This is a genomic window from Thioclava sp. F1Mire-8 (assembly GCF_002213165.1).
Taxonomy (GTDB): domain Bacteria; phylum Pseudomonadota; class Alphaproteobacteria; order Rhodobacterales; family Rhodobacteraceae; genus Thioclava; species Thioclava nitratireducens.
The window spans coordinates 1,525,816-1,544,147 of record NZ_NBNY01000001.1 but is presented as its reverse complement, the minus strand read 5'-3'; the positions used below and the strand labels follow the sequence as shown (position 1 = coordinate 1,544,147).

Below are 18,332 nucleotides of genomic sequence, written 5' to 3'. Positions count from 1 at the left end.
CTCAGATCATCCGCGCGTGCAGGTTCCACAGCAGCCACAGCGTCCCGCCGCCCATCAGCAGCAAGATCAGCGTGGTGAACAGGATCAGATGCAGGTCTTCCTGCTTCTGCCCCTTCAGGCGGATATGCAGGAAGAAGCGGAAATGGACCACGATCTGCACGATCGCGGCCACGGCGGTTGTCCACCAGATCGCCACTTTCGGCAGCAGATCCCACGCCACCAGTGCGAAGATCGGCAGTGTCAGCGCCAGCGCGAGCGCATAGCCGATCAGGTAGCTGCGGGCCTCTTGGCGTCTTTCGTCATGTTCGCTCATGCCAGCCCCCCGATATAGACGATGGAGAAAATTCCGATCCAGACGATGTCGAGGAAGTGCCAGAGCACCGCGAGACGCACCATCGACAGCTTCACCCGGTCGTCCAGGCCGTAAACGAGCATCTGCCCCAGGATCGCGACGGCCCAGAGGCAGGAGAACGTGACGTGCAGCCCATGCAGCGGCACCAGCGCGAAGAAGGACGACAGGAATCCGCTGCGCTGAGGTGTGCCGCCTTCCGAGAACATCTTCAGGAAGTCGTGGATCTCGAAGCCCACGAAGGTCAGCGCGAGCGCCATCGCGATCAGCAACCACAGCACCATCTTCACCGGGCGCGGCTCGTGCTTGAGTGCGAGATGCGAAAAGCCGATCGCGACCGATGACGTCAGCAGCAGCATCGTCTCGATGAAGATCGACTTCAGCTCGAACAGTTCCTGCGGGCCGGGGCCGCCATTCGTGTTGGGCCGCATCACCACATAGGTCGCCATCAGCAGGCCGAACAGGATCGCATCGGACATCATGAAGACCCAGAAGCCGAAGACTTCGGTTTCGGCTTGGTCGTCGGCGCTCTGGTGCTTGGAACCAAGGTTGAGGCCGGGATGGCGGGTGGTCTGGCTCATCGCGTGGCCTCCTGCGACATCGGTATGGCGTGGCCGCGGTTGTCGCGGGTGTATTCGGACGTGCGGGGCACGCGCGGCGTGCGAGCGGCCAGTTCGCGGAAGGCGCGCCATTCCTTGCGGACTTCCTCGGCAGGGACGCGCTTCTCGGTGTCGCGCCGGAAGCCCTGAGCGATGATCACCAGCGGCACCAGTGCCGCAAGCGGCAGAACCGCCCACCACATGTACCATGTCAGCGTGAAGGCCAGCGCCGTGCCGAGCGCCCCGATCACCGGGCCGAACGCGGCGTTCTTCGGCAGCCAGATATCCTCGAACCCGTCCTCGGGCGGGCCGAGATCATGACCCGAGGCTTTCAGCGTCGCAAAGGCGTCGCGGCCCTCGACACGGGGCAGGGCGGGGAAGTTCCATTCCGGCGCGGGGGCGGGGATGCCCCATTCGAGCGAGCGCCCGTCCCACGGATCGCCTACCGGCACGGCCAGCCGCTTGCGATCGCGCACCGAAACCCAGAGTTGCACGATCAGCGCGAGGAAACCGGCGAGGATCAGGACCGCGCCGCCCAACGCGATGATCGTCCATGGCAGCCACTGCCCGGAGAAATAGCCCGACATCCGCCGCGGCATTCCCATCAGCCCCAGTACGTAGAGCGGGAAGAACGCCCCCACGAAGCCGAGTATCCAGCACCACGCGGCGCGGTAGCCCCATTTCTCGTCGAGCCGGAACCCGAAGGCCTTGGGAAACCACATCGTGTAGCCCGCGATCATTCCGTAAAGCAGTCCGGGGATCAGCATGTTGTGGAAATGCGCCACGAGGAACAGCGTGTTGTGGACCTGGTAGTCGACCGACGGGTTCGCCAGAATGATGCCCGACAGCCCGCCGATGGTGAACAGGAACAGGAAGGCGATGGCGTAGAGCATCGGCACCGAGATGCGCACCCGCCCGCGAAACATCGTCAGCATCCAGTCGTAGATCTTGACCCCTGTGGGCACCCCGATCGTCATCGTGGCAATGCCGAAGGCGGCATTCAGATTGGCGCTCTGGCCCATCGTGAAGAAATGGTGGACCCAAACGGTGAAGCTCAGCACCGCGATTGCCATCGTCGCGATCACCAGTGCGGTGTAGCCGTAGAGCGTCTTGCCCGAGAAGGTCGAGAATACCTCCGACCAGACGCCGAACGCGGGCAGGATGAGGATATAGACCTCCGGATGGCCGAACAGCCAGAACAGGTTGGCGTAGTTCATCATGTTGCCGCCACCCCCATTGGTGAAGAAGTGGAAGCCCATGTAGCGATCCAGCGCGAGCAGCGCCGTCGCGATGGTCAGCGGCGGCATCGCGAAGATCATCAGGATCGAGGTGCAGAGCGACGTCCAGGTGAACAGCGGCATCCGCATAAGCTTCATGCCGGGGCAGCGCTTCTTGTAGATCGTCACGGCGAAATTCAGCCCCGTGAAAGTCGACCCGATCGACGACAGCGTCACCGCCCAGATCCAGTAATCCGGCCCCGCGCCGGGGTTGTAGGCGGCTTCCGTATAGGGCGGGTAACCGGACCAGCCGCCGGTCGAGAAGGGCTCGAGCACCAGCGAGATCATCAGGATCAGGCCGCCCGCGATCGTCAGCATCAGCGAGACCGAGTTCAGCACCGGGAAGGCCACATCGCGCGCGCCGATCTGCAACGGCATCACGAAATTGATCATGCCGGTCAGGAAGGGCATCGCCATGAAGAAGATCATGATCGTGCCATGGGTGGTGAAGAGCTGCGCGAAATGGTCGGGCATCACGATCCCACCGCCGTCATGGCCCACCACCTGCTGGCTTCGCATCACGAAGGCTTCGGCCAGCGCCCGCGCCAGCATCACGAAGGAGAAGACGATATACATGATGCCGATCTTCTTGTGATCGACCGAAGTCAGCCACTCGCTCCAGAGCGGGCGCCACCATCCTTTCACCGTGATCAAGATAACCACGACGACGAAGCCCAGCACCGCCATGCCCGCAGCGGCAGTGCCAGTGATGCCGGAGAGCAACTCGGTCCTGCCATCGGCGCGCACGATATCGCTGACCGGTAGCGCGTCCAGCGTCAGGCGTCCGAAGGGGAAACCCCAGATGCTGCTCCATGTGTTCATTGTTGCGTCTCCTTCAGGCCGGCGATCTCGTCGAACATTCCGCTCGGCGCGGTCGAGAACAGGATCGGCTGCTCGGTAGGCTGGTCGAGCGCGCGGGCCAGTTCGACCTTGTTGCTTTTTTCCTCCAGCGCTGCGCGTGCCTTGTCGTCGAGAGGCAGGCCGCGCGCCTTCGCCGCCTTCACCCAGCGTGCGAATACCTCGTCGTTCATGGCGCTCGCCTTGAAATTCTGCGTGTAGAACCCTTCGCCGTTAAACTGCGTGTTGCGGCCCTCGAAGGTGCCGGGGCCGTCGGCGGCCAGATGCAGCTTCGTCTGCATCCCCTTCATCGCGTAGATCTGGCTGCCCAGCCGCGGGATCATGAAGCTCTGCATCACCGTGTCGGAGGTCAGATGCAGCTCGAGCGGGCGCGAGGCAGGGAAGGCCAGCTCGCCCACGCTCGCCACGCCTTCTTCGGGATAGAGGAACAGCCATTTCCAGTCATAGGCGACCACATCGACGACCAGCGGCTTGCCCGCCTTGCCCGCCACCGGGTTGTAAGGATCGAGGGTGTGGGTCCGCTGCCACAGATAAACGGCAAGCATCAGCACGACCAGGATCGGCACGCCCCAGGCCAGAATTTCGAACACCGTGGCGAACGACCAGTCGGGGCGGTATTCGCCCTTCGAGCGTCCGTAGCGGTAGCGCCGGATCAACCACGGGGTCGCCGCGAAAACCGGGATCACGACGATCGCCATGAGGATCAGGATGATCTTCAGATGAGTAACCTGAGCGGAGGCGATCGGCCCGGCCGGGTCGAGAAAACTCTCTGCTCGCGCCTCTCCCGCGCCGGTCCAGCCCCAGCCCATCCAGAGGGCCACGACCGCTCCGGAAAGGAGGGGGGCTCTGCGGATCGAGGCGGCAAGGGACATGGCAAACTCGCGTGCACAAGGGGGTGTGCGGAAACGGTAGACCGACCTCCTCGTCGGACAAGTTCGGCTGCCCAACACGTTTTTTTCACGGAACCATGCGGGCCGCTCCACGTTATGCGCGTTTCTTGGTCCTGCGAGGCTGTGTGTCATTGGCTGCGCCTCATCTCGTTCGGGCACAGGTCGTGGCGCATCGCCCAGTCGAGAAGCGCGCCGTCGAACCGCTCGGGTGCGACCTCCTCCAGCCCGGGGATTTCATGCAGGATGATCCGGAGCGCGCGGCGCTGTGTCTCTGTCAGGCGTGCGTCTCTCCAGAGGCGGTAGATCCCGCGCGGCAGTCTCCTCTGCGGCCGCGCGGTGCTGTAGAAAAGAGCGAAGGGAATGGATTTCACCTGTGCGACGTAGCTGGAAAATTGCGGCAGGAACTGCCCGGTGAACTCGTCGGAGCCCGGGGGAAATACCTCAGCCAGCGCCATCACCGCGCGGCCCTGCGCTGCCGCCTGCGTGGTGGAGAAGACAAAGCTCACCGCCAGCGTAAGCACCAGCATTCCCGTCACCCCGGTGATGACCGAGATCAGCGACCAGCCGGTGCCCGCGGGGTTGGCGTAGCCGCCGCCCAGCGTCGAAAGAAGGTGCCCGGCGTAGGAGAGGCTGTCGGCGAAGCTCGCCGCAGGCAGGCCCTTTGTCGTTTCGAGCGATCGGCTCGCTGCGAAGAAGATCAGGCTCCAGCCAAAGGCGACCGCAGCGATCCAGACCGCGCCCAGCCACGCCATCGTCACCGGTCCGCAAATCCGATGCGCGATCCGCGTGTGACCGATCGTGCGCATCCGCGCGAAGCCGAACCGCGCGACGGCACGCGAGAGCGCCCCGGACTGTCCTGCGCCCAACGCGCACAGAAGGATATCCCAAAGTGAAATCGCGACGAGGGCGGCGCCGAGGAGGATGAGGAAAGTGGTCAACGAAAGCTCCGGAAGGATGGAAAGGAAAGGTGGTCAGGCGGTCTCGGGTCTGACGAGCGGCAGGTAATGGCGCCGCGTCATCAGCATCAGGACCGCGAGCAGAGGCGTCGCGAGCGCGAGCCCGAGAATGCCGAAGAAGCTGCCCATCAGCAGTTGGAACGCGATCACCAGCGCCGGCGGCAGCGACATCGCCCTCTCCTGGATCTGCGGTGTGACGACATTGCTCTCGAGCGCCTGAACGCCGAGATAGAGCAGCACGACCCAAAGCATCGTGATCGGACTCACCGTCAGACCCATCGCCATGGCGGGGATCGCTGACAGGACAGGGCCGATATTGGGAATGAAGGTCAGAAGCCCTGCGAGGATCGCGAGGATCGCGGCCAGCGGCACGTTCAGCGCCCAAAGGCCGATGAAGGTCAGCACGCCGATCACCGTCATCGAAATCATCTGCGCGAAGAGCCAGCCAGACAGGGCCGCCCAGCCGGTCGCGAAACTCGCGACGATCCAGTCGCGGTCAGAGGCCGGAAAGAGCGCGGCGATCCCGCGCCGATACAGCTGCGGCTCCACCGCGCCGTAGACACCGATGAAGGTTATCAGCAACGCGTTCCCGAGCATGCCAATCGACACCATCACGGTCGTCGCGGCTCCTTCGCCGGACGGCGCCATCGCGCCCAGATCGATCGAGCGCGTGAAGGAATGCAGCCAGCCATGCGAGTCGATGAATTGCTGTGCCTGCTTTCGTGCCTCGGGCAGGGCGCTCAGCAACTGGTCGAGCTGGTCTGACAGCCCCTGCGCTGCATATACGAAGAACAGCACCCCAAGCCCGATCAGCAGCAGCGCGTAGATCAGGAGCCCCCAGCCTTCGCCAATACGCAGCCTGCGCGCGATCGCGTTCCCGCCCATGCGCAGAAAAACCGCGATGAGCAGCCCGGCGAAGATCAGCAGCAGGATATGGGGAGCGATCAGGACCAGCAGAAGGAAAATCGCGATCGGCAGCCAGAAGGCGATCCGCTCGCGCGTGACCCATGTGCGCAGCCCCCGCGGCGCCTGACGCGCGTCTTCGGTGCGGGGTTGAGCCGGGTGTGACATGTCGCTCTCCGTGGCAGGTTTCGCTTGCTGAAAAGCCAACCAGTCGCCTCCGTCGAGGTTCCGTGCTCGCGACACTGCGGAAGTGAATTGTCATCCCGCTTTGGCGTCCCCTCGTACGCGCGCGAAGCAGACTGTTTTTCCCGGACTTCTCGGAACAAGATGAAAAGATATGAAAAAATGTACCCGAAAAAAAAGTTCGGAATGTCTTATGTTAATCGCCTAAACTTTTTTGCCGACGCTCCGCCATCGGGCGGAACTGCGCGCTTCAAGGGGGCGTTGAGCGGACGAATATTTCAGACGTGACAGCCGTCACCATTCGTTCAATCCGGAGGTTTTTTCAGTCATGCCCGCCCGTCTCATCGTCGTGTCCAACCGCATTCCCTCCGAGGCGACGCCCTCGGGTGGGCTCGTGGTGGCGCTCCACGAGGCGCTGCGCGAAAAGGGCGGCATCTGGATCGGCGCGCATCCCGAGATCGGGTCCGAAGAGCCCGCCCTCATCGATATGGGGGGCACCCAATACGAGAAGCTCGCCTTCCGTCTGACCGAGGAAGACCGCGAGGCCTATTACCTCGGCTTCGCCAATTCCGTGCTCTGGCCGATCGCGCATCACCGCACCGATCTGGTCGAGATCAATCGCAGCTTCGACGAGGGCTACCTCCGGGTGAACCGCCGTATCGCGCAGCAGATGGCCGAGGTGATTTCGCCCGAAGATCACATCTGGATTCACGACTACCATTTCTTCCCGTTGGCCGAGGAACTGCGCAGCCTCGGCGTAACCAATCGCATCGGCTTTTTCCTTCACATCCCTTTCCCCAACATCACCGATCTCGACGTGTTGCCCGATCCGCCCGCCTTCGCGCGCTGGCTGGCGCATTACGATCTCGTCGGGTTGCAGACGCGGGCCGACGTGGCGCGCTGTCTCGAGATGTTCCGCGCCGATCCGAGGGCAGAAATGTTGCCCGACGGTGCGATCAAATTCGGCGCGCAGGAGGTATCCGTCCGGTCCTTTCCGATCGGTATCTCGGCTGAGAGTTTCGCCCGGGCGGCGCAGGACTGCGCGCCGCCGCCCGCGCACGAATTGTTCGGAGACGCCTATGTCATCGGCGTCGACCGGCTCGACTACTCCAAGGGCTTGCCGCAACGCTTCCGCGCGTTCGAGCGCTATCTGGAGACCTACGACACGGGGCCGCGCGCCTCGCTGGTGCAGATCGCGCCGCCGTCGCGCGAAAGCGTGCGGGCCTATCAGGAGATCACCACCGACCTGCAGCAGATCGCGGGGCAGGTGAACGGGCGCTTCGGCGAGGTCCATTGGGCGCCGATCCGTTTCCTGCACCGCCCCGTGCCGCGCGACGAGATCGCGGGGTTGCTGCGCGGCGCACGGGCCGCGCTCGTCACGCCGCTTGCGGACGGGATGAACCTCGTGGCGAAGGAATATGTCGCGGCACAGGACCCGGAAGATCCGGGCGTGTTGGTGCTGTCGCGCTTCGCGGGCGCCGCAGAGGACATGACCGAGGCCCTGCTGGTCAACCCGCATGACGTCGACGAGACGGCGGCCGCGATCCGCCGGGCGCTCACGATGCCGCTCGAGGAGCGTCAGGCGCGCCATACCGCCTGCCTGAAGGTAGTCGAGGCGACCGATACGCGGATCTGGGCGCGCAGCTTCCTCAATCGGCTCGCCGCCTGCACACCCGCGTTGCGCATTACCGGGCGCGCCGCCGAATGGCTTCGGGACGAAGAAGAGGGCCGGGAATTCGACCCGGGCGCGCGCCGCTCTATTTCAAAGGAGGAGGTCTGATATGACCATGATGTCACGAAATCTGGAGACGACCGCGTCGGAGGAGGGCGCGCTCGTCCTGATGCTTCATCCCGGGAATTGCGATCTCGAGTGCCACGGCGCGTTCATCGAGGCACTGAAGGATGACCGCTCTCACATCGTTTGCCTGTCGCAAGAAGGCGGTGGGCGCGGGGCGCTGATCGCCCAGCTCGGCGCTTGTGGCGCGACGCCGATCTGCGCATCCTTCCTGACCTATAAAGACGAGGCGCTCTCCGATCCGGAAGAGCATGGCTCGATCGCGCATGTGCTGTCCTACATCATGCAGGCGCATGGTTTGACGCGCATCTTCGTGCCCAAGCACGATGGCGATCACGCGTGCCATGTCGCAATCGAAGCAATCGCGCAGAACCTGTCGCGTATCACCGGAGCGCCGGTCATTCACGCCGACGATCTGCCCGCGGAAAGCGACCTGGTCGCCGGTGGCGGCGATCCTGGCGGGAGCGGCTCGATCCTGAGCGCACATGCCTGAACGGGTTCTCTCCGGGGCCGAGCGCTCGGTCAAAGAACAAGCCGCTCGCGCATGAAGCTGCGCGAACGGCCCGGGATCGGCTTGTCGAAAAGCGGACCCTCGACAGGCCTCCCTAATGCTCGGGGCTTTGCCTGAAGCCCGTCACTTGGGCATGATCACCTTGTCGATTACGTGGATCACGCCGTTGCTGGCTTCGATATCTGCCTGCGTGACGCTGGCGTCGTCGACCATGACCGCGGGGTCGGTCTTGATCGTGACTTCCGAGCCCTGCACCGTCGCGGCCATCATCCCGTCGCTCAGATCGCCGGACATTACCTTTCCGGGCACGACGTGATAAGTCAGGATCGAGGTCAGCTTGTCCTTGTTCTCGGGTTTGAGCAGGTCATCGACGGTGCCTTCGGGCAACGCGGCGAAGGCCTCATCCGTGGGCGCGAAGACGGTGAAGGGGCCTTCGCCCTTGAGCGTGTCGACGAGACCCGCAGCCTGCACGGCGGCCACGAGCGTCTCGAAGCTGCCTGCGTTCACGGCGGTGTCGACGATATCCATTCCGCCATGATTGTCGGCATGGGCGGGGGCGGAAACGAGCGCCGTTCCGGCGAGGACAGCGGCCATGAAGGTTCTTCTCAGCATTCTCTTTCTCCCTTGGTTGGATCGTTGGCAGATCCGATGTTGGATCATGTGAGAGATACGGGAGATGCGCGGTAGCGGATCACGCGCGGCTCGCAATTTTGCGCGTATTCGTGATGTCGCGTGATCGCGGGCGTTCGAAGCGGTCAGCCGTCGAGAAGATGGAGCAACTGCGCCTCGGCGCGGCGCAGCCCGTCCACCGCCGGAGCGTCCTGAGCGATGCTGGCGAGCGCCTCCGGCTCGGCCTCGCTCAGTGCAATTACCTTGGGGTGGATATAGGAATTGCGCGCGATCGCCGGCGTGTTGTGAAGGCGCGCGGCGGCAGCCTCCGCCATCGCCTTGATCGTCACCCGCCCGTCATCCGCCTGCCGCATCGCCGCCTCGAGCGCCGCGGCCGATCCGTTCCAGGTCCGGAAGGTCTTCGCCGTCAGCCCTTCGGCCCCGGTGCGATCAGTGAGGAAGGCGTTCACCTCCTCGGAGCGCACGGAGTGGGGCTCCCCCGCCTCGTCCAGCCACGTGATCAGCTCGGCGCCCGGCAAATCGTCGAGCCGCGTCAGGGCGCGTTCCAGCGTCTTGTCGCGGAGCTCGCTTTCGACCTGCGCGCCCCCCTTGCCGGTGAAGGAGAAATGCAGCGTGTCCCCGTCGAGCGTCATATGCGCCCCACGCAATGTCGTCGCGCCGAAACTGCGGTTCTCGCGGGCGTAATCGGCATTGCCGACGCGGATCGCGGTCCGGTCGAGCAGCGCCAGAACCGCGGCCAGCGCGAAGGCCCGGTCGCCCGGATCATGGCCGCGCAGATCGTTCAGGATCGCGCGACGCAGGCGTGGCAGCACGGTGCCGAATTCCGCGAGCCGGTCGAATTTGCGCTGCGCGCGAAACTCGGTCCAGTCAGGGTGATAGCGGTATTGCTTGCGCGCCCGCGTATCGCGCCCCGTCGCCTGCAGATGCCCGTTCGGACGTGGTGAAATCCAGACGTCCTCGTAGGCAGGGGGCACCGCCAGCGCCTCGATCCTCCTACGCTCGGCACCGCGCGCGATGGTCGTGCCATCCGGGGCGGTATAGGTGAACCCGCGCCCGCAGCGCCGGCGCGTGATGCCTGGTCGGTCATCGGGATAATAGACGAGATCGGGCAGATCTTTCATGGGGCGAGAACGCCGGGGGTCTCGGCGCAGTTCCCCGCGTGTCGCGCCTATCGCGGGGCTTCGCGCAAGTCATCGGGGCGGTCGATATCGTGCAGCGTTCCGGGCGGCAGCGAAATCCGTCGCAAGTCGGGGGCGCGGCGCAGCAACGCCCCGGCGCCGCGGTCGCCTGTCAGCCGCAAAGCCGCGCCGAACAGCCTGCGCGGGATCAGCGCGGGCGGTGCGAGGCGGCCCTCGGAAGTGGCCATCCCCGGATGCGGTCCGGGTGTCGCGAGAAGCTGGCGCAGATGCGCCCGCGAGACATTGGGCATGTCGCCAAGGACGATCAGGAGATGGCTGGCCCCGCTGGCGTGCGCGGCGCGGATCGCGCGATGCAAGCTCGCGCTCTGGGCGCGGCCCGGACCGATGCAGAGAAGGTCGAGGCCCGCGCCGCGTAGCTCCTTCGGAAGCCGGGGGCTGCGGGTGATCGCGGCACGTCGGGGGAGGCCAAGGCCCCGCAGCGTCTTCGCGGCACGCAGCACGAGCGCGGCCTCTCCGCCGGAACGCGCGGCCAGCTTGTCACGGGCACCGAAGCGCCGCGACGCGCCCGCCGCAAGAACCACGCCCATGATCTTGCGCGCCAAGCTTCAGACCCGCGCGAGTTGCAGCACTTCGGCCAGCACGGAGACCGCCAACAGCCGCGGCTCGCGCGCCTGTTCGATGAGGCCGACCGGACCGCGCAGCCGAGAGATCGCGGCTTCCGAGAGCCCTTTGCGGCGCAGCGCCACCGCGCGCTGACGTGCCGTTCGGCGGCTTCCCTGCGCGCCGATGAAGAACGCGTCGCTTTCCAGAAGCTGCGCGAGGATCGGGATTTCCCGGTCGTGATCGTGGAAGAACAACAGCGCCGCCATGCGTGGATCGGGCGCGATCTCGCCAAGCGGGTTGCTGCGCCGGAATTCGTGGCTCGTCACGCCGGGCAGGGTCACCGGTTCGGGCATGACGAGATCGGCCTGATAGCCCGCGCCCGCCGCGAGCTGGGCAAAAGTCTCGGCTTCGATCCCGGTGCCGAAGACCACGAAACGCGGCTCGGGCACGAGATGCAGGCTCAGATCGGTCTCGGGCTGCGGCGCGAGCGTCAGAACGCCCTGCGCGCCCGAGAGGTGTAGCGAAAACGGCATGCGGGCAGCGATCGCCTTGGCCATCCGCTCTTGAGCGGAGACCGGCGGGGCAGGAATCACGGCGATGTCGAGCGCGCCGCCGCAGGGCAGCACGAGGTCGATGAAGGGCGAGCCTTCGCCGTAGCGCAAGTGCCGCGGGCAGCCGTCCTGTGCGACCTTTTTCAGATGTAGCTCAATATCGGCATCGATGCAGCCCGCCGAGAGATGGCCCCGGATGTCGCCGCGATCGTCGAGGCTCATAGCGGCACCGAGGGGGCGGTAACCCGCCCCCTCGATCCGCGTCAGAATGGCCAGCGCCGCCAACCGTCCCGGCGCGGGCAGCGGTATCTCCGCCATGCCGAGCCGGGTTTCAGTATGTGCGCGCGCGCGGAGCGGACTACCGTCCATCAGCAAACCCCTCGAGAACCTTGTCCGGCGTGGCCGGATAGTGATGCAGCCGAATGCCCGTGGCGTTGTGGATCGCGTTGATCACCGCGGCGCCGGAGCCCGAGATCCCGAGCTCGCCGACGCCCTTCGACTGGATCGGGTTGGCCTCGTCGTCGCGTTCGGGCAAGAAGACCACTTCGATGTCGCGCGGAATATCCGCATGCGAGGCGACATGGTAATTGGCCAGATCCCGGGTGACAATATGGCCGGTGCGCGGATCGTGACCAAGCTCTTCGAGCAATGCCGCGCCCACGCCCCAGACCATGCCACCGACGGCCTGGCTGCGCGCGGTCTTCTCGTTCAGCACGCGACCGATCCCGAGAACGCCGAGCATCCGACGCACCCGCACCTCGCCCGACACCTCGTTCACGGCGACTTCAACGAAATGCGCGCCATACCCTGCGGAGAAGTGGGTCTCGGCGGTTTTGCCGCCCTCGATCCTGCCTTCAGCGCTGATCGGATCGCTGAGCAGATCGACCAGCTTCGCGCTCTTGCCGTCGCCGGAGACCTCGCCGTTGCCGAGCTTCAGATCCTCGATCCGGCAGCCGAGCTTGTCGGCAAGCTGTTCGCGGATCTTGCGCGCGGCGAGGAAGACTGAAGACCCAGACGACGACGCCCCGAAGGAGCCGCCCGAGCCCGACGCGCCCGGCAGGTCGCTATCGGCCAGATGCACGGAGACCTTATCGATCGGCAGGCCCAGCATCTCGCCCGCGATCTGGCCGAGGATGGCGTAGCTACCGGTGCCGATATCGGTCATGTCGGTCTCGACCAACGCACCGTCCGCGCTGAGCGTGACGCGCGCCGCAGAGGGCACGAGGAAGTTCGACCGCCCGGCGCCCGCAACGCCCATGCCGATCAGCCATTCGCCTTCGCGGCGCGTCCCTGTCTTGGGGCGCTGGTCCCAGCCGAAGCGCTTCGCGCCTTCGCGCAGGCTTTCCTCCAGCGCGCGGGCCGAATAGGCCTGACCGGTTTCGGGATGCTTTTCGGGTATGTTGCGCAGCCGCAGTTCCACCGGGCAGATACCCAGCTTCTCCGCGAGTTCGTCCATCGCAGTCTCCATTGCGAAGGTGCCGACCGCTTCACCGGGTGCGCGGACCGAGCCCGAGGGCGTGCGGTGATTGCGAGAGATATGCTGACGCATCACCCGGTTGGGCGCGGCATACATGAAGCGGCTCGCGGCATTCACCGGTTCGGAGAAGGCTTCCTCTTCGAGATTGGAGACTCGATCCTCGTGACCGATCCCGGTCAGCTTGCCGCTCTCGTCGGCGGCGAGACGAAGACGCTGCCACGTCTCGGTGCGGCGCAGCACGGCGTCGAAAACGGTCTGACGGCTCAGCACGATCCGCACCGGGCGTTCGAGCTCGCGCGAGGCCAGCGCCGCCGCGATATGTTCCGAAGAAATGCCCAGCTTGGAGCCGAACCCGCCGCCCACATAGGGCGCGAGGATATGCACCTTGTCCGACTCGACGCCAATCGCATCGGCCAGCTCCTCCTTGTTGAATCGCACCATCTGCAGCGACCCATGTAGAACAAGGCGACCGTCCTTCCACTCGGCGATACCGGCATGCGGCTCCATCGCCGCCGAGACGTGACCAGCGGTGGTGTATTCGATATCCACCGACTGCGCGGCCTTCTCCATCGCGGCGTCGAGGTCGCCCTGGATGCTTTCGCGGCCCTCGTTCAGTTCGAGATCCACCCCGGCCGGGTCGACCGGTGCGCCGGGGTTCTGTTCGTAGCTGATCTTGATCCGTGCGGCGGCATCGCGCGCGGTCTCGAAGCTTTCCGCGACCACGAGGCCGATCGGCTGGCCGTGATAATCGATGCGGTCTCCGGGCTGCACGGGCGACGCACCCGCCATGCCCTGCGCCGGGTTGCGAACGAATTTCGGCCCGTGGAACAGCCCGACATATCCGGGCAGTTTCTTCGCTTCGCTCTCGTCGAAGCCGGTGACCTTGCCGCGCGTGATCGTCGCGCGCAGCATCACGCCGTGGACCATGCCTTCAAGCGCGAATTCGGCGGCATAGGGCGCGGTGCCGGTGACTTTCAGCTTGCCCTCGGGACGATCGAGCGGGGCGCCGACCAGACCCTGATTGGTTTCATCCAGCAGCCGCGGCTGCGCTTCATCCATCGTGAACGTGTCGCTCATGCCAGCGCCTCCACCTTGTCCGTTCCGGTCGAGGCCGGGGCCATGCCCGTCGCCTCGCGCATCACCGCGACCAATGCGCGGCGGGTCATCTCGCGTTTGAAATCGTTGCCCTCGTCGGTGACAGCGTCGGCCAGCAGCACGTCGGCGGCCCTGCCGAACAGCTCCTCCGAGGGGGTCTCGCCTTCGAGCATCGCGTTTACTTGCGCATCCGCCCAGGGGCGCGCGCCGATGCCGCCGAAAGCGAGCGAGGCGGTCTTGATCGTCTCGCCGTCCATTTCGACCACGGCGGCGACCGAGACGAGCGCGAATGCATAAGAGGCGCGGTCGCGGATCTTGCGATAGCTCTGCGTCGCGTTCGGCTGCGGGGCAGGGAGGATCACTGCGGTGATGATCTCGCCCGGCTCGAGGCAGGTCTCGATCTCCGGGGTTTCGCCGGGCAGCTGATAAAGCTCGTCCAGCGCCACGGTGCGGGTCGCTCCATCGGTGCCACGGATTTCCACCCGCGCATCGAGCGCGCGCATCGCCACCGCCATATCGGAGGGGTGGGCTGCGCGACAGGCGGCCGAGGTGCCCAGGATCGCGAGCATGCGGCTGACGCCGCCCTTCGCGGCGCAGCCCGCACCGGGGTCGCGCTTGTTGCAGGCCATTGCGGGATCATAGAAATAGGGGCAACGGGTGCGTTGCAGCAGGTTGCCGCCCGTGGTCGCCTTGTTGCGAATCTGGCCCGAAGCGCCGGCGAGCAGCGCGCGCGACAGCACCGGATAGGCGCGGCGCACCTGCGGATCGGCCGCAAGGTCGGCATTGCGCACCAACGTGCCGATCTTCAGCCCGCCCTCATGCGGCTCGATCTTGTCCAGCCCGTCGATATTGTTGATGTCGATAACCGTCTCGGGGGTCATCACCTGCAGCTTCATCAGGTCGAGCAGGTTGGTGCCTCCGGCGATGAACTGCGCGCCGTCACCCGCCTTGGAGGCCGCGTCATCGAGTGCGTTGGCGCGGAGATAATCGAAAGGTCTCATTATTTCTCCTCCGCTTCGGCGACACGCGAGATGGCCTCGCGGATGAAGGGATAGGCCGAACAGCGGCAGAGATTGCCGCTCATTCGCTCGGCGATTTCGGCATCGGTCAGCTCCGACGTGCCGGTGAGGCTGTCGCTGACATGGCTGGGCGCGCCTTCCCTGGCCTCGGCCAGCATGCCCGTCGCCGACATGATCTGCCCCGGCGTGCAATAGCCGCACTGGTAGCCATCGCAGGAAACGAATTCCTGCTGCAGCGGGTTGAGGTTCTCGGGCGTGCCGAGCCCTTCGATCGTCGTGATCTCGGAGCCTTCATGCATCACTGCGAGGCTCAGGCAGGAATTCACCCGGCGGCCATCGACGAGCACCGTACAGGCGCCGCACTGGCCATGATCGCAGCCCTTCTTCGAGCCGGTGAGTTGTAGATGATCGCGCAGCGCGTCGAGCAGCGTCACGCGCGGATCGAGGTCGAGCGCGCGCGCCTCGCCATTGACGTGAAATGAAACCTTCATGGGGTCCCCCTTGTCCGGAATTCGGGCTTGGCGCAGCCATCTGGGGAGGCAGGCGCTCAAACCAGCTGAATGTGGAACACCGCGCGCGCGGCACAGGTTCCTGAGATAAAGCCCTCACGTTGCGGTGAGGGCTTTGCGGACGCGGTTCGCGTCTTGGGCGGGGGCGAGGTCCGTGCCGCGCCGCCCGGCCTGTGTTTTGCGCCGCGATCAGTTCTGCGGCAGCGCGTAGACGGCCACCAGATCACCCACGGCGGGCTTCAGGATCGAGTTGCCGCCCGAGATGAAGGCCACGTATTCGCGCCCCTTGTACTCGTAGATCGCCGGGTTCGCGACGACCGGGGCCGACAACTGCGAGGACCACAGTTCCTTGCCGGTCTGGATGTCGTAGGCGCGCGCCTTGGCATCCATCGTCGCGCCGATGAAGATCAGCCCCGACTTGGTCACCGCCGGACCGCCGATCGTGGGCGAGCCCATGCTCTCTGGCATGAAGAACCCGTATTTCTGCGAGCTGCCCAGCGGCTTGCGCCACTTGACGTCGCCGGTGTGCATGTCGATCGCGACCAGCTCGCCAAAGGGCGGTTTCCAGCACGGCATCCCGAGCCAGTTCAGCGCGTTGCCGAGGCTCATGCCGTAGGGCGCGCCTTTCTGCGGGTAGAAGCCCGCTTCGTTGCCCGAGCCGCTGGCGTTCTTCTCGTAGTTCTGGCGCTCCCACAGTTTGATGTACTGCACGATATGCGAGGTGTTCACGACCGCGATCTGAGCGTTAGGATCGAAGGCCACGCCGCCCCACTGCACGCCGCCCGCACTGTCGGGATAGGCCAGCGTGCCTTCGCCGGTGGTGGTCGGGGGGGTGTACATCCCCTTGTAGGTGAGGTTGTCGAACAGCTTCGAGCAGGCGCCGCCGGAAACTAGATCGGCAATCCCCCAGACCTCCGGCTTTTTCGACTGGTCGAGAAGCGGCGCCGGTTTGGTCGGGAAGGGCTGGGTCTTCGCATAGACCTCACCTTTCACCGTGCCGTCGCCTTGCGGGACGGGACGTTCCTCGATCGGCCAGACATCTTCGCCGGTCTCGCGGTTCACGACGAACAGGAAGCCCATCTTGGTGCCCTGCATCAGCGCCGGGATTTCCTTGCCGTCGACGGTGATGTCCATCAGCGTCGGCGCGGAGTTGATGTCATAGTCCCAGATGTCGTGGTGGACCCATTGGCGCGACCAGACGACCTTGCCGGTATCGAGATCGAGCGCGGTGGTCGAGGTTGCGTAGGGGATTTGCTGCGTCCGGTTGCCGCCCCAATAGTTCGGCGAGGGCGAGGCCACCGGGAGGTACACCATGTTCAGACCCGGATCGACGGACATCGCGGTCCAGACATTCGCGGTGCCGGTCTTGCGGCGGATGTTCTCGGGCAGGGTCTCGAAGGACCATTGCAGCTTGCCGGTCTGCGCATCGACCGAGAAGACCGCACCGGGAGGAGCTTCGGCCCATTCCCAGTCCTGACCGGCCCAGCCGAGGATCAGGTGATTGCCCGCAACAGTCGGCGGCTGCAGCACGGAGAGCGGGAAGCGGTCATTGACCGTGTTCCACTGGTTCACGTCCAGCACGCCGTCCTTGCCGAAATCGGGGCAGGGCTTGCCGGTATCGGCGTCGAGCGCGAAGAGCCGCGCGTCCATCGTGCCGATATAGACGATTTTCTGACAGACCTTGCCCGCGACCGGGTTCTCGGCCTGCCAATAGGCGACGCCGCGGTTCTTCAGCGCGGGCTGGGTCAGCGCCTCGAGCTTGGATTTCGTGTCGAAGGCCCATTTCTGCTCGCCCGTGGCCGGGTCGAGCGCCAGCACGCGGTAGAAGGGCGTGCCGATATAGAGCGTATCATTGGCGAAGATCGGCGTGGCCGACCAAACGGTCGCGGGCTTGTCGCCCGAGCCATCTGAGACGTCGCCGGTATGGACCTGCCAGACCTTCTCCAGATCGCCCACGTTGTCGGGATTGATCTGGGTCAGCGGCGAATATTTCTGTGCGGAGAGCTGGCCGTGGAAGCTGTTCCAGACGGGCTTCTCGGGCACCAGCGGTTTGCCGTTGCGCTCGCGCGTGCCGCTGGCGAGCATCGGCTGAGCGACGCTATCCGCCACCGGTTTGGCCTGATCCGCGCTGGCCTCGGGGCCGGAAGGCGTGGACTCGTTGGCGGCAGGGTCGTTGGTCTGCTGGTTCTGATTGGTTTGGGTGTCGGATTGGGTGCCCGTGGAACCCGTCTCCGTGGAACCGCTGTCTGCGGTAGCGCCCGTATCGGTGTTCGTGCCGGCGTCGGTGCTCGAGTTCGTACCGGCGCCCGTGCCGGACGTGTCCGATTGCGTGGCTGCATCCGTGGTTGCCGTATCCGTGCCCGACGTGGTGCCGGTATCGGTCGTGCCGCTGTCGGCTGCGGGTTGGGTCGTCGTATCTGTTGCGGTGCTGTCGGTCGCGGTCGTGTCCTGCGCGTACCCGGCGGCCGCAAAGAAGGCGAGGGCGAAGGCGAGCGAGACGGTCTTGCGGTTCATGCGTAAGCTCCTTTCGAACGCGCGCCCCGGCTCGAGGCGATGTCGTAAATGAGGCCGATCAGCACGACGCCCATCGCCGCGATCAGCCACCATTCATGCAGGAAATAGCCAGCTGCAGCGGTGCCGATCAGGCCGAGCGCCACGAGGACGCGCAATGTCGTGCGGATTCCGCCCGGCTCTGTCATCTGGATCGCGATCCCTGCGAGAGCGATCAAAACGGAGGAGGCGATCACCAGCCCTGCGCCGAACGTGCCGGTTACGCCGGTCATGGGGGTGACGTAATTCCAGATCGCGATGGCGGCGCCGACGAGCGCCCCCAAAACAGTCAGGATGCTGCGTGGCCGTGACGCTGAGCGGGAATGTGCCAACGGAACTCTCCTTGGTAGGTGCTTTATCGCCCAACGCGCGGTGTGTCTTTTGAGGTCCATGAAAATTGAACTGATTTGAGCCCCGGGCGCAGGAACGCGCTTGGCA

At 65.2% G+C, this 18,332-nt stretch carries 17 protein-coding genes; 2 read left to right on the top strand and 15 right to left on the bottom strand.

All coding sequences use genetic code 11. The features are described 5' to 3' along the window. Position 1: 1 nt before the first annotated feature. The 6 genes from B6V75_RS07080 to B6V75_RS07055 all read right to left on the bottom strand — a co-directional run bounded on the left by B6V75_RS07080 (position 2) and on the right by B6V75_RS07055 (position 6,000). Complete coding sequence (locus tag B6V75_RS07080) at positions 2 to 313, bottom strand: cytochrome C oxidase subunit IV family protein (protein ID WP_075776304.1); 312 nt, start codon at positions 311 to 313, stop codon at positions 2 to 4. Then, complete coding sequence (locus B6V75_RS07075) at positions 310 to 930, bottom strand: cytochrome c oxidase subunit 3 (protein WP_075776303.1); 621 nt, start codon at positions 928 to 930, stop codon at positions 310 to 312. Before B6V75_RS07075 ends, B6V75_RS07080 begins: the two co-directional genes overlap by 4 nt. Further along, the gene (locus B6V75_RS07070; RefSeq protein WP_088719146.1) at positions 927 to 3,047 is read right to left on the bottom strand and encodes a cbb3-type cytochrome c oxidase subunit I; all 2,121 of its coding nucleotides are present in this window, start codon (positions 3,045 to 3,047) and stop codon (positions 927 to 929) included. The genes B6V75_RS07075 and B6V75_RS07070 overlap by 4 nt, the downstream gene beginning before the upstream one ends. Beyond that, a complete protein-coding gene (locus B6V75_RS07065; protein ID WP_146735108.1) occupies positions 3,044 to 3,955 on the bottom strand; it encodes a cytochrome ubiquinol oxidase subunit II in 912 nt (303 codons plus the stop codon). The genes B6V75_RS07070 and B6V75_RS07065 overlap by 4 nt, the downstream gene beginning before the upstream one ends. A gap of 146 nt (positions 3,956 to 4,101) precedes the next feature. Continuing rightward, complete coding sequence (locus B6V75_RS07060) at positions 4,102 to 4,911, bottom strand: hypothetical protein (protein ID WP_077701143.1); 810 nt, start codon at positions 4,909 to 4,911, stop codon at positions 4,102 to 4,104. 33 nt (positions 4,912 to 4,944) lie between these two features. Continuing rightward, entirely contained in the window at positions 4,945 to 6,000 is a 1,056-nt protein-coding gene (locus tag B6V75_RS07055) for an AI-2E family transporter (RefSeq protein ID WP_088719145.1), read from the bottom strand. A gap of 343 nt (positions 6,001 to 6,343) precedes the next feature. On the opposite strand from B6V75_RS07055, the gene B6V75_RS07050 reads away from it, so the two are divergent. Together B6V75_RS07050 and B6V75_RS07045 are read left to right on the top strand one after the other, a co-directional pair. Beyond that, positions 6,344 to 7,795, top strand: a complete 1,452-nt coding sequence (locus tag B6V75_RS07050; protein WP_088719144.1) for a trehalose-6-phosphate synthase — start codon at positions 6,344 to 6,346, stop codon at positions 7,793 to 7,795. Position 7,796: 1 nt separating this feature from the next. Then, positions 7,797 to 8,303: a hypothetical protein gene (locus B6V75_RS07045; protein ID WP_088719143.1), complete on the top strand. Its 507-nt coding sequence runs from the start codon at positions 7,797 to 7,799 to the stop codon at positions 8,301 to 8,303. A 141-nt stretch (positions 8,304 to 8,444) separates the two neighbouring features. Here B6V75_RS07045 and B6V75_RS07040 read toward each other — a convergent pair whose 3' ends face one another. From B6V75_RS07040 to B6V75_RS07000, 9 genes are all read right to left on the bottom strand, one after another. Continuing rightward, positions 8,445 to 8,933: a fasciclin domain-containing protein gene (locus tag B6V75_RS07040; RefSeq protein ID WP_088719142.1), complete on the bottom strand. Its 489-nt coding sequence runs from the start codon at positions 8,931 to 8,933 to the stop codon at positions 8,445 to 8,447. 143 nt (positions 8,934 to 9,076) lie between these two features. Beyond that, the gene (locus tag B6V75_RS07035; protein ID WP_088719141.1) at positions 9,077 to 10,072 is read right to left on the bottom strand and encodes a DNA topoisomerase IB; all 996 of its coding nucleotides are present in this window, start codon (positions 10,070 to 10,072) and stop codon (positions 9,077 to 9,079) included. Between the two features lie 47 nt (positions 10,073 to 10,119). After that, positions 10,120 to 10,692 (bottom strand): nucleotidyltransferase family protein, encoded by a 573-nt coding sequence (locus tag B6V75_RS07030; protein ID WP_088719140.1) that lies wholly within the window; start codon positions 10,690 to 10,692, stop codon positions 10,120 to 10,122. 3 nt (positions 10,693 to 10,695) lie between these two features. Continuing rightward, complete coding sequence (locus B6V75_RS07025) at positions 10,696 to 11,613, bottom strand: XdhC family protein (RefSeq protein WP_088719139.1); 918 nt, start codon at positions 11,611 to 11,613, stop codon at positions 10,696 to 10,698. Continuing rightward, positions 11,603 to 13,798: a xanthine dehydrogenase family protein molybdopterin-binding subunit gene (locus B6V75_RS07020; protein ID WP_088719138.1), complete on the bottom strand. Its 2,196-nt coding sequence runs from the start codon at positions 13,796 to 13,798 to the stop codon at positions 11,603 to 11,605. Before B6V75_RS07020 ends, B6V75_RS07025 begins: the two co-directional genes overlap by 11 nt. Beyond that, on the bottom strand, positions 13,795 to 14,817 hold the full coding sequence (locus tag B6V75_RS07015) for a xanthine dehydrogenase family protein subunit M (protein WP_088719137.1): 1,023 nt from the start codon (positions 14,815 to 14,817) through the stop codon (positions 13,795 to 13,797). Before B6V75_RS07015 ends, B6V75_RS07020 begins: the two co-directional genes overlap by 4 nt. Then, positions 14,817 to 15,326, bottom strand: coding sequence for a 2Fe-2S iron-sulfur cluster-binding protein (locus tag B6V75_RS07010; RefSeq protein WP_075776292.1), 510 nt, complete (start codon positions 15,324 to 15,326; stop codon positions 14,817 to 14,819). The genes B6V75_RS07015 and B6V75_RS07010 overlap by 1 nt, the downstream gene beginning before the upstream one ends. Before the next feature lie 207 nt (positions 15,327 to 15,533). Beyond that, positions 15,534 to 17,858, bottom strand: coding sequence for a pyrroloquinoline quinone-dependent dehydrogenase (locus B6V75_RS07005; protein WP_088719136.1), 2,325 nt, complete (start codon positions 17,856 to 17,858; stop codon positions 15,534 to 15,536). Beyond that, the gene (locus B6V75_RS07000) at positions 17,855 to 18,226 is read right to left on the bottom strand and encodes a hypothetical protein (protein WP_075776291.1); all 372 of its coding nucleotides are present in this window, start codon (positions 18,224 to 18,226) and stop codon (positions 17,855 to 17,857) included. Before B6V75_RS07000 ends, B6V75_RS07005 begins: the two co-directional genes overlap by 4 nt. Positions 18,227 to 18,332 lie beyond the last annotated feature (106 nt).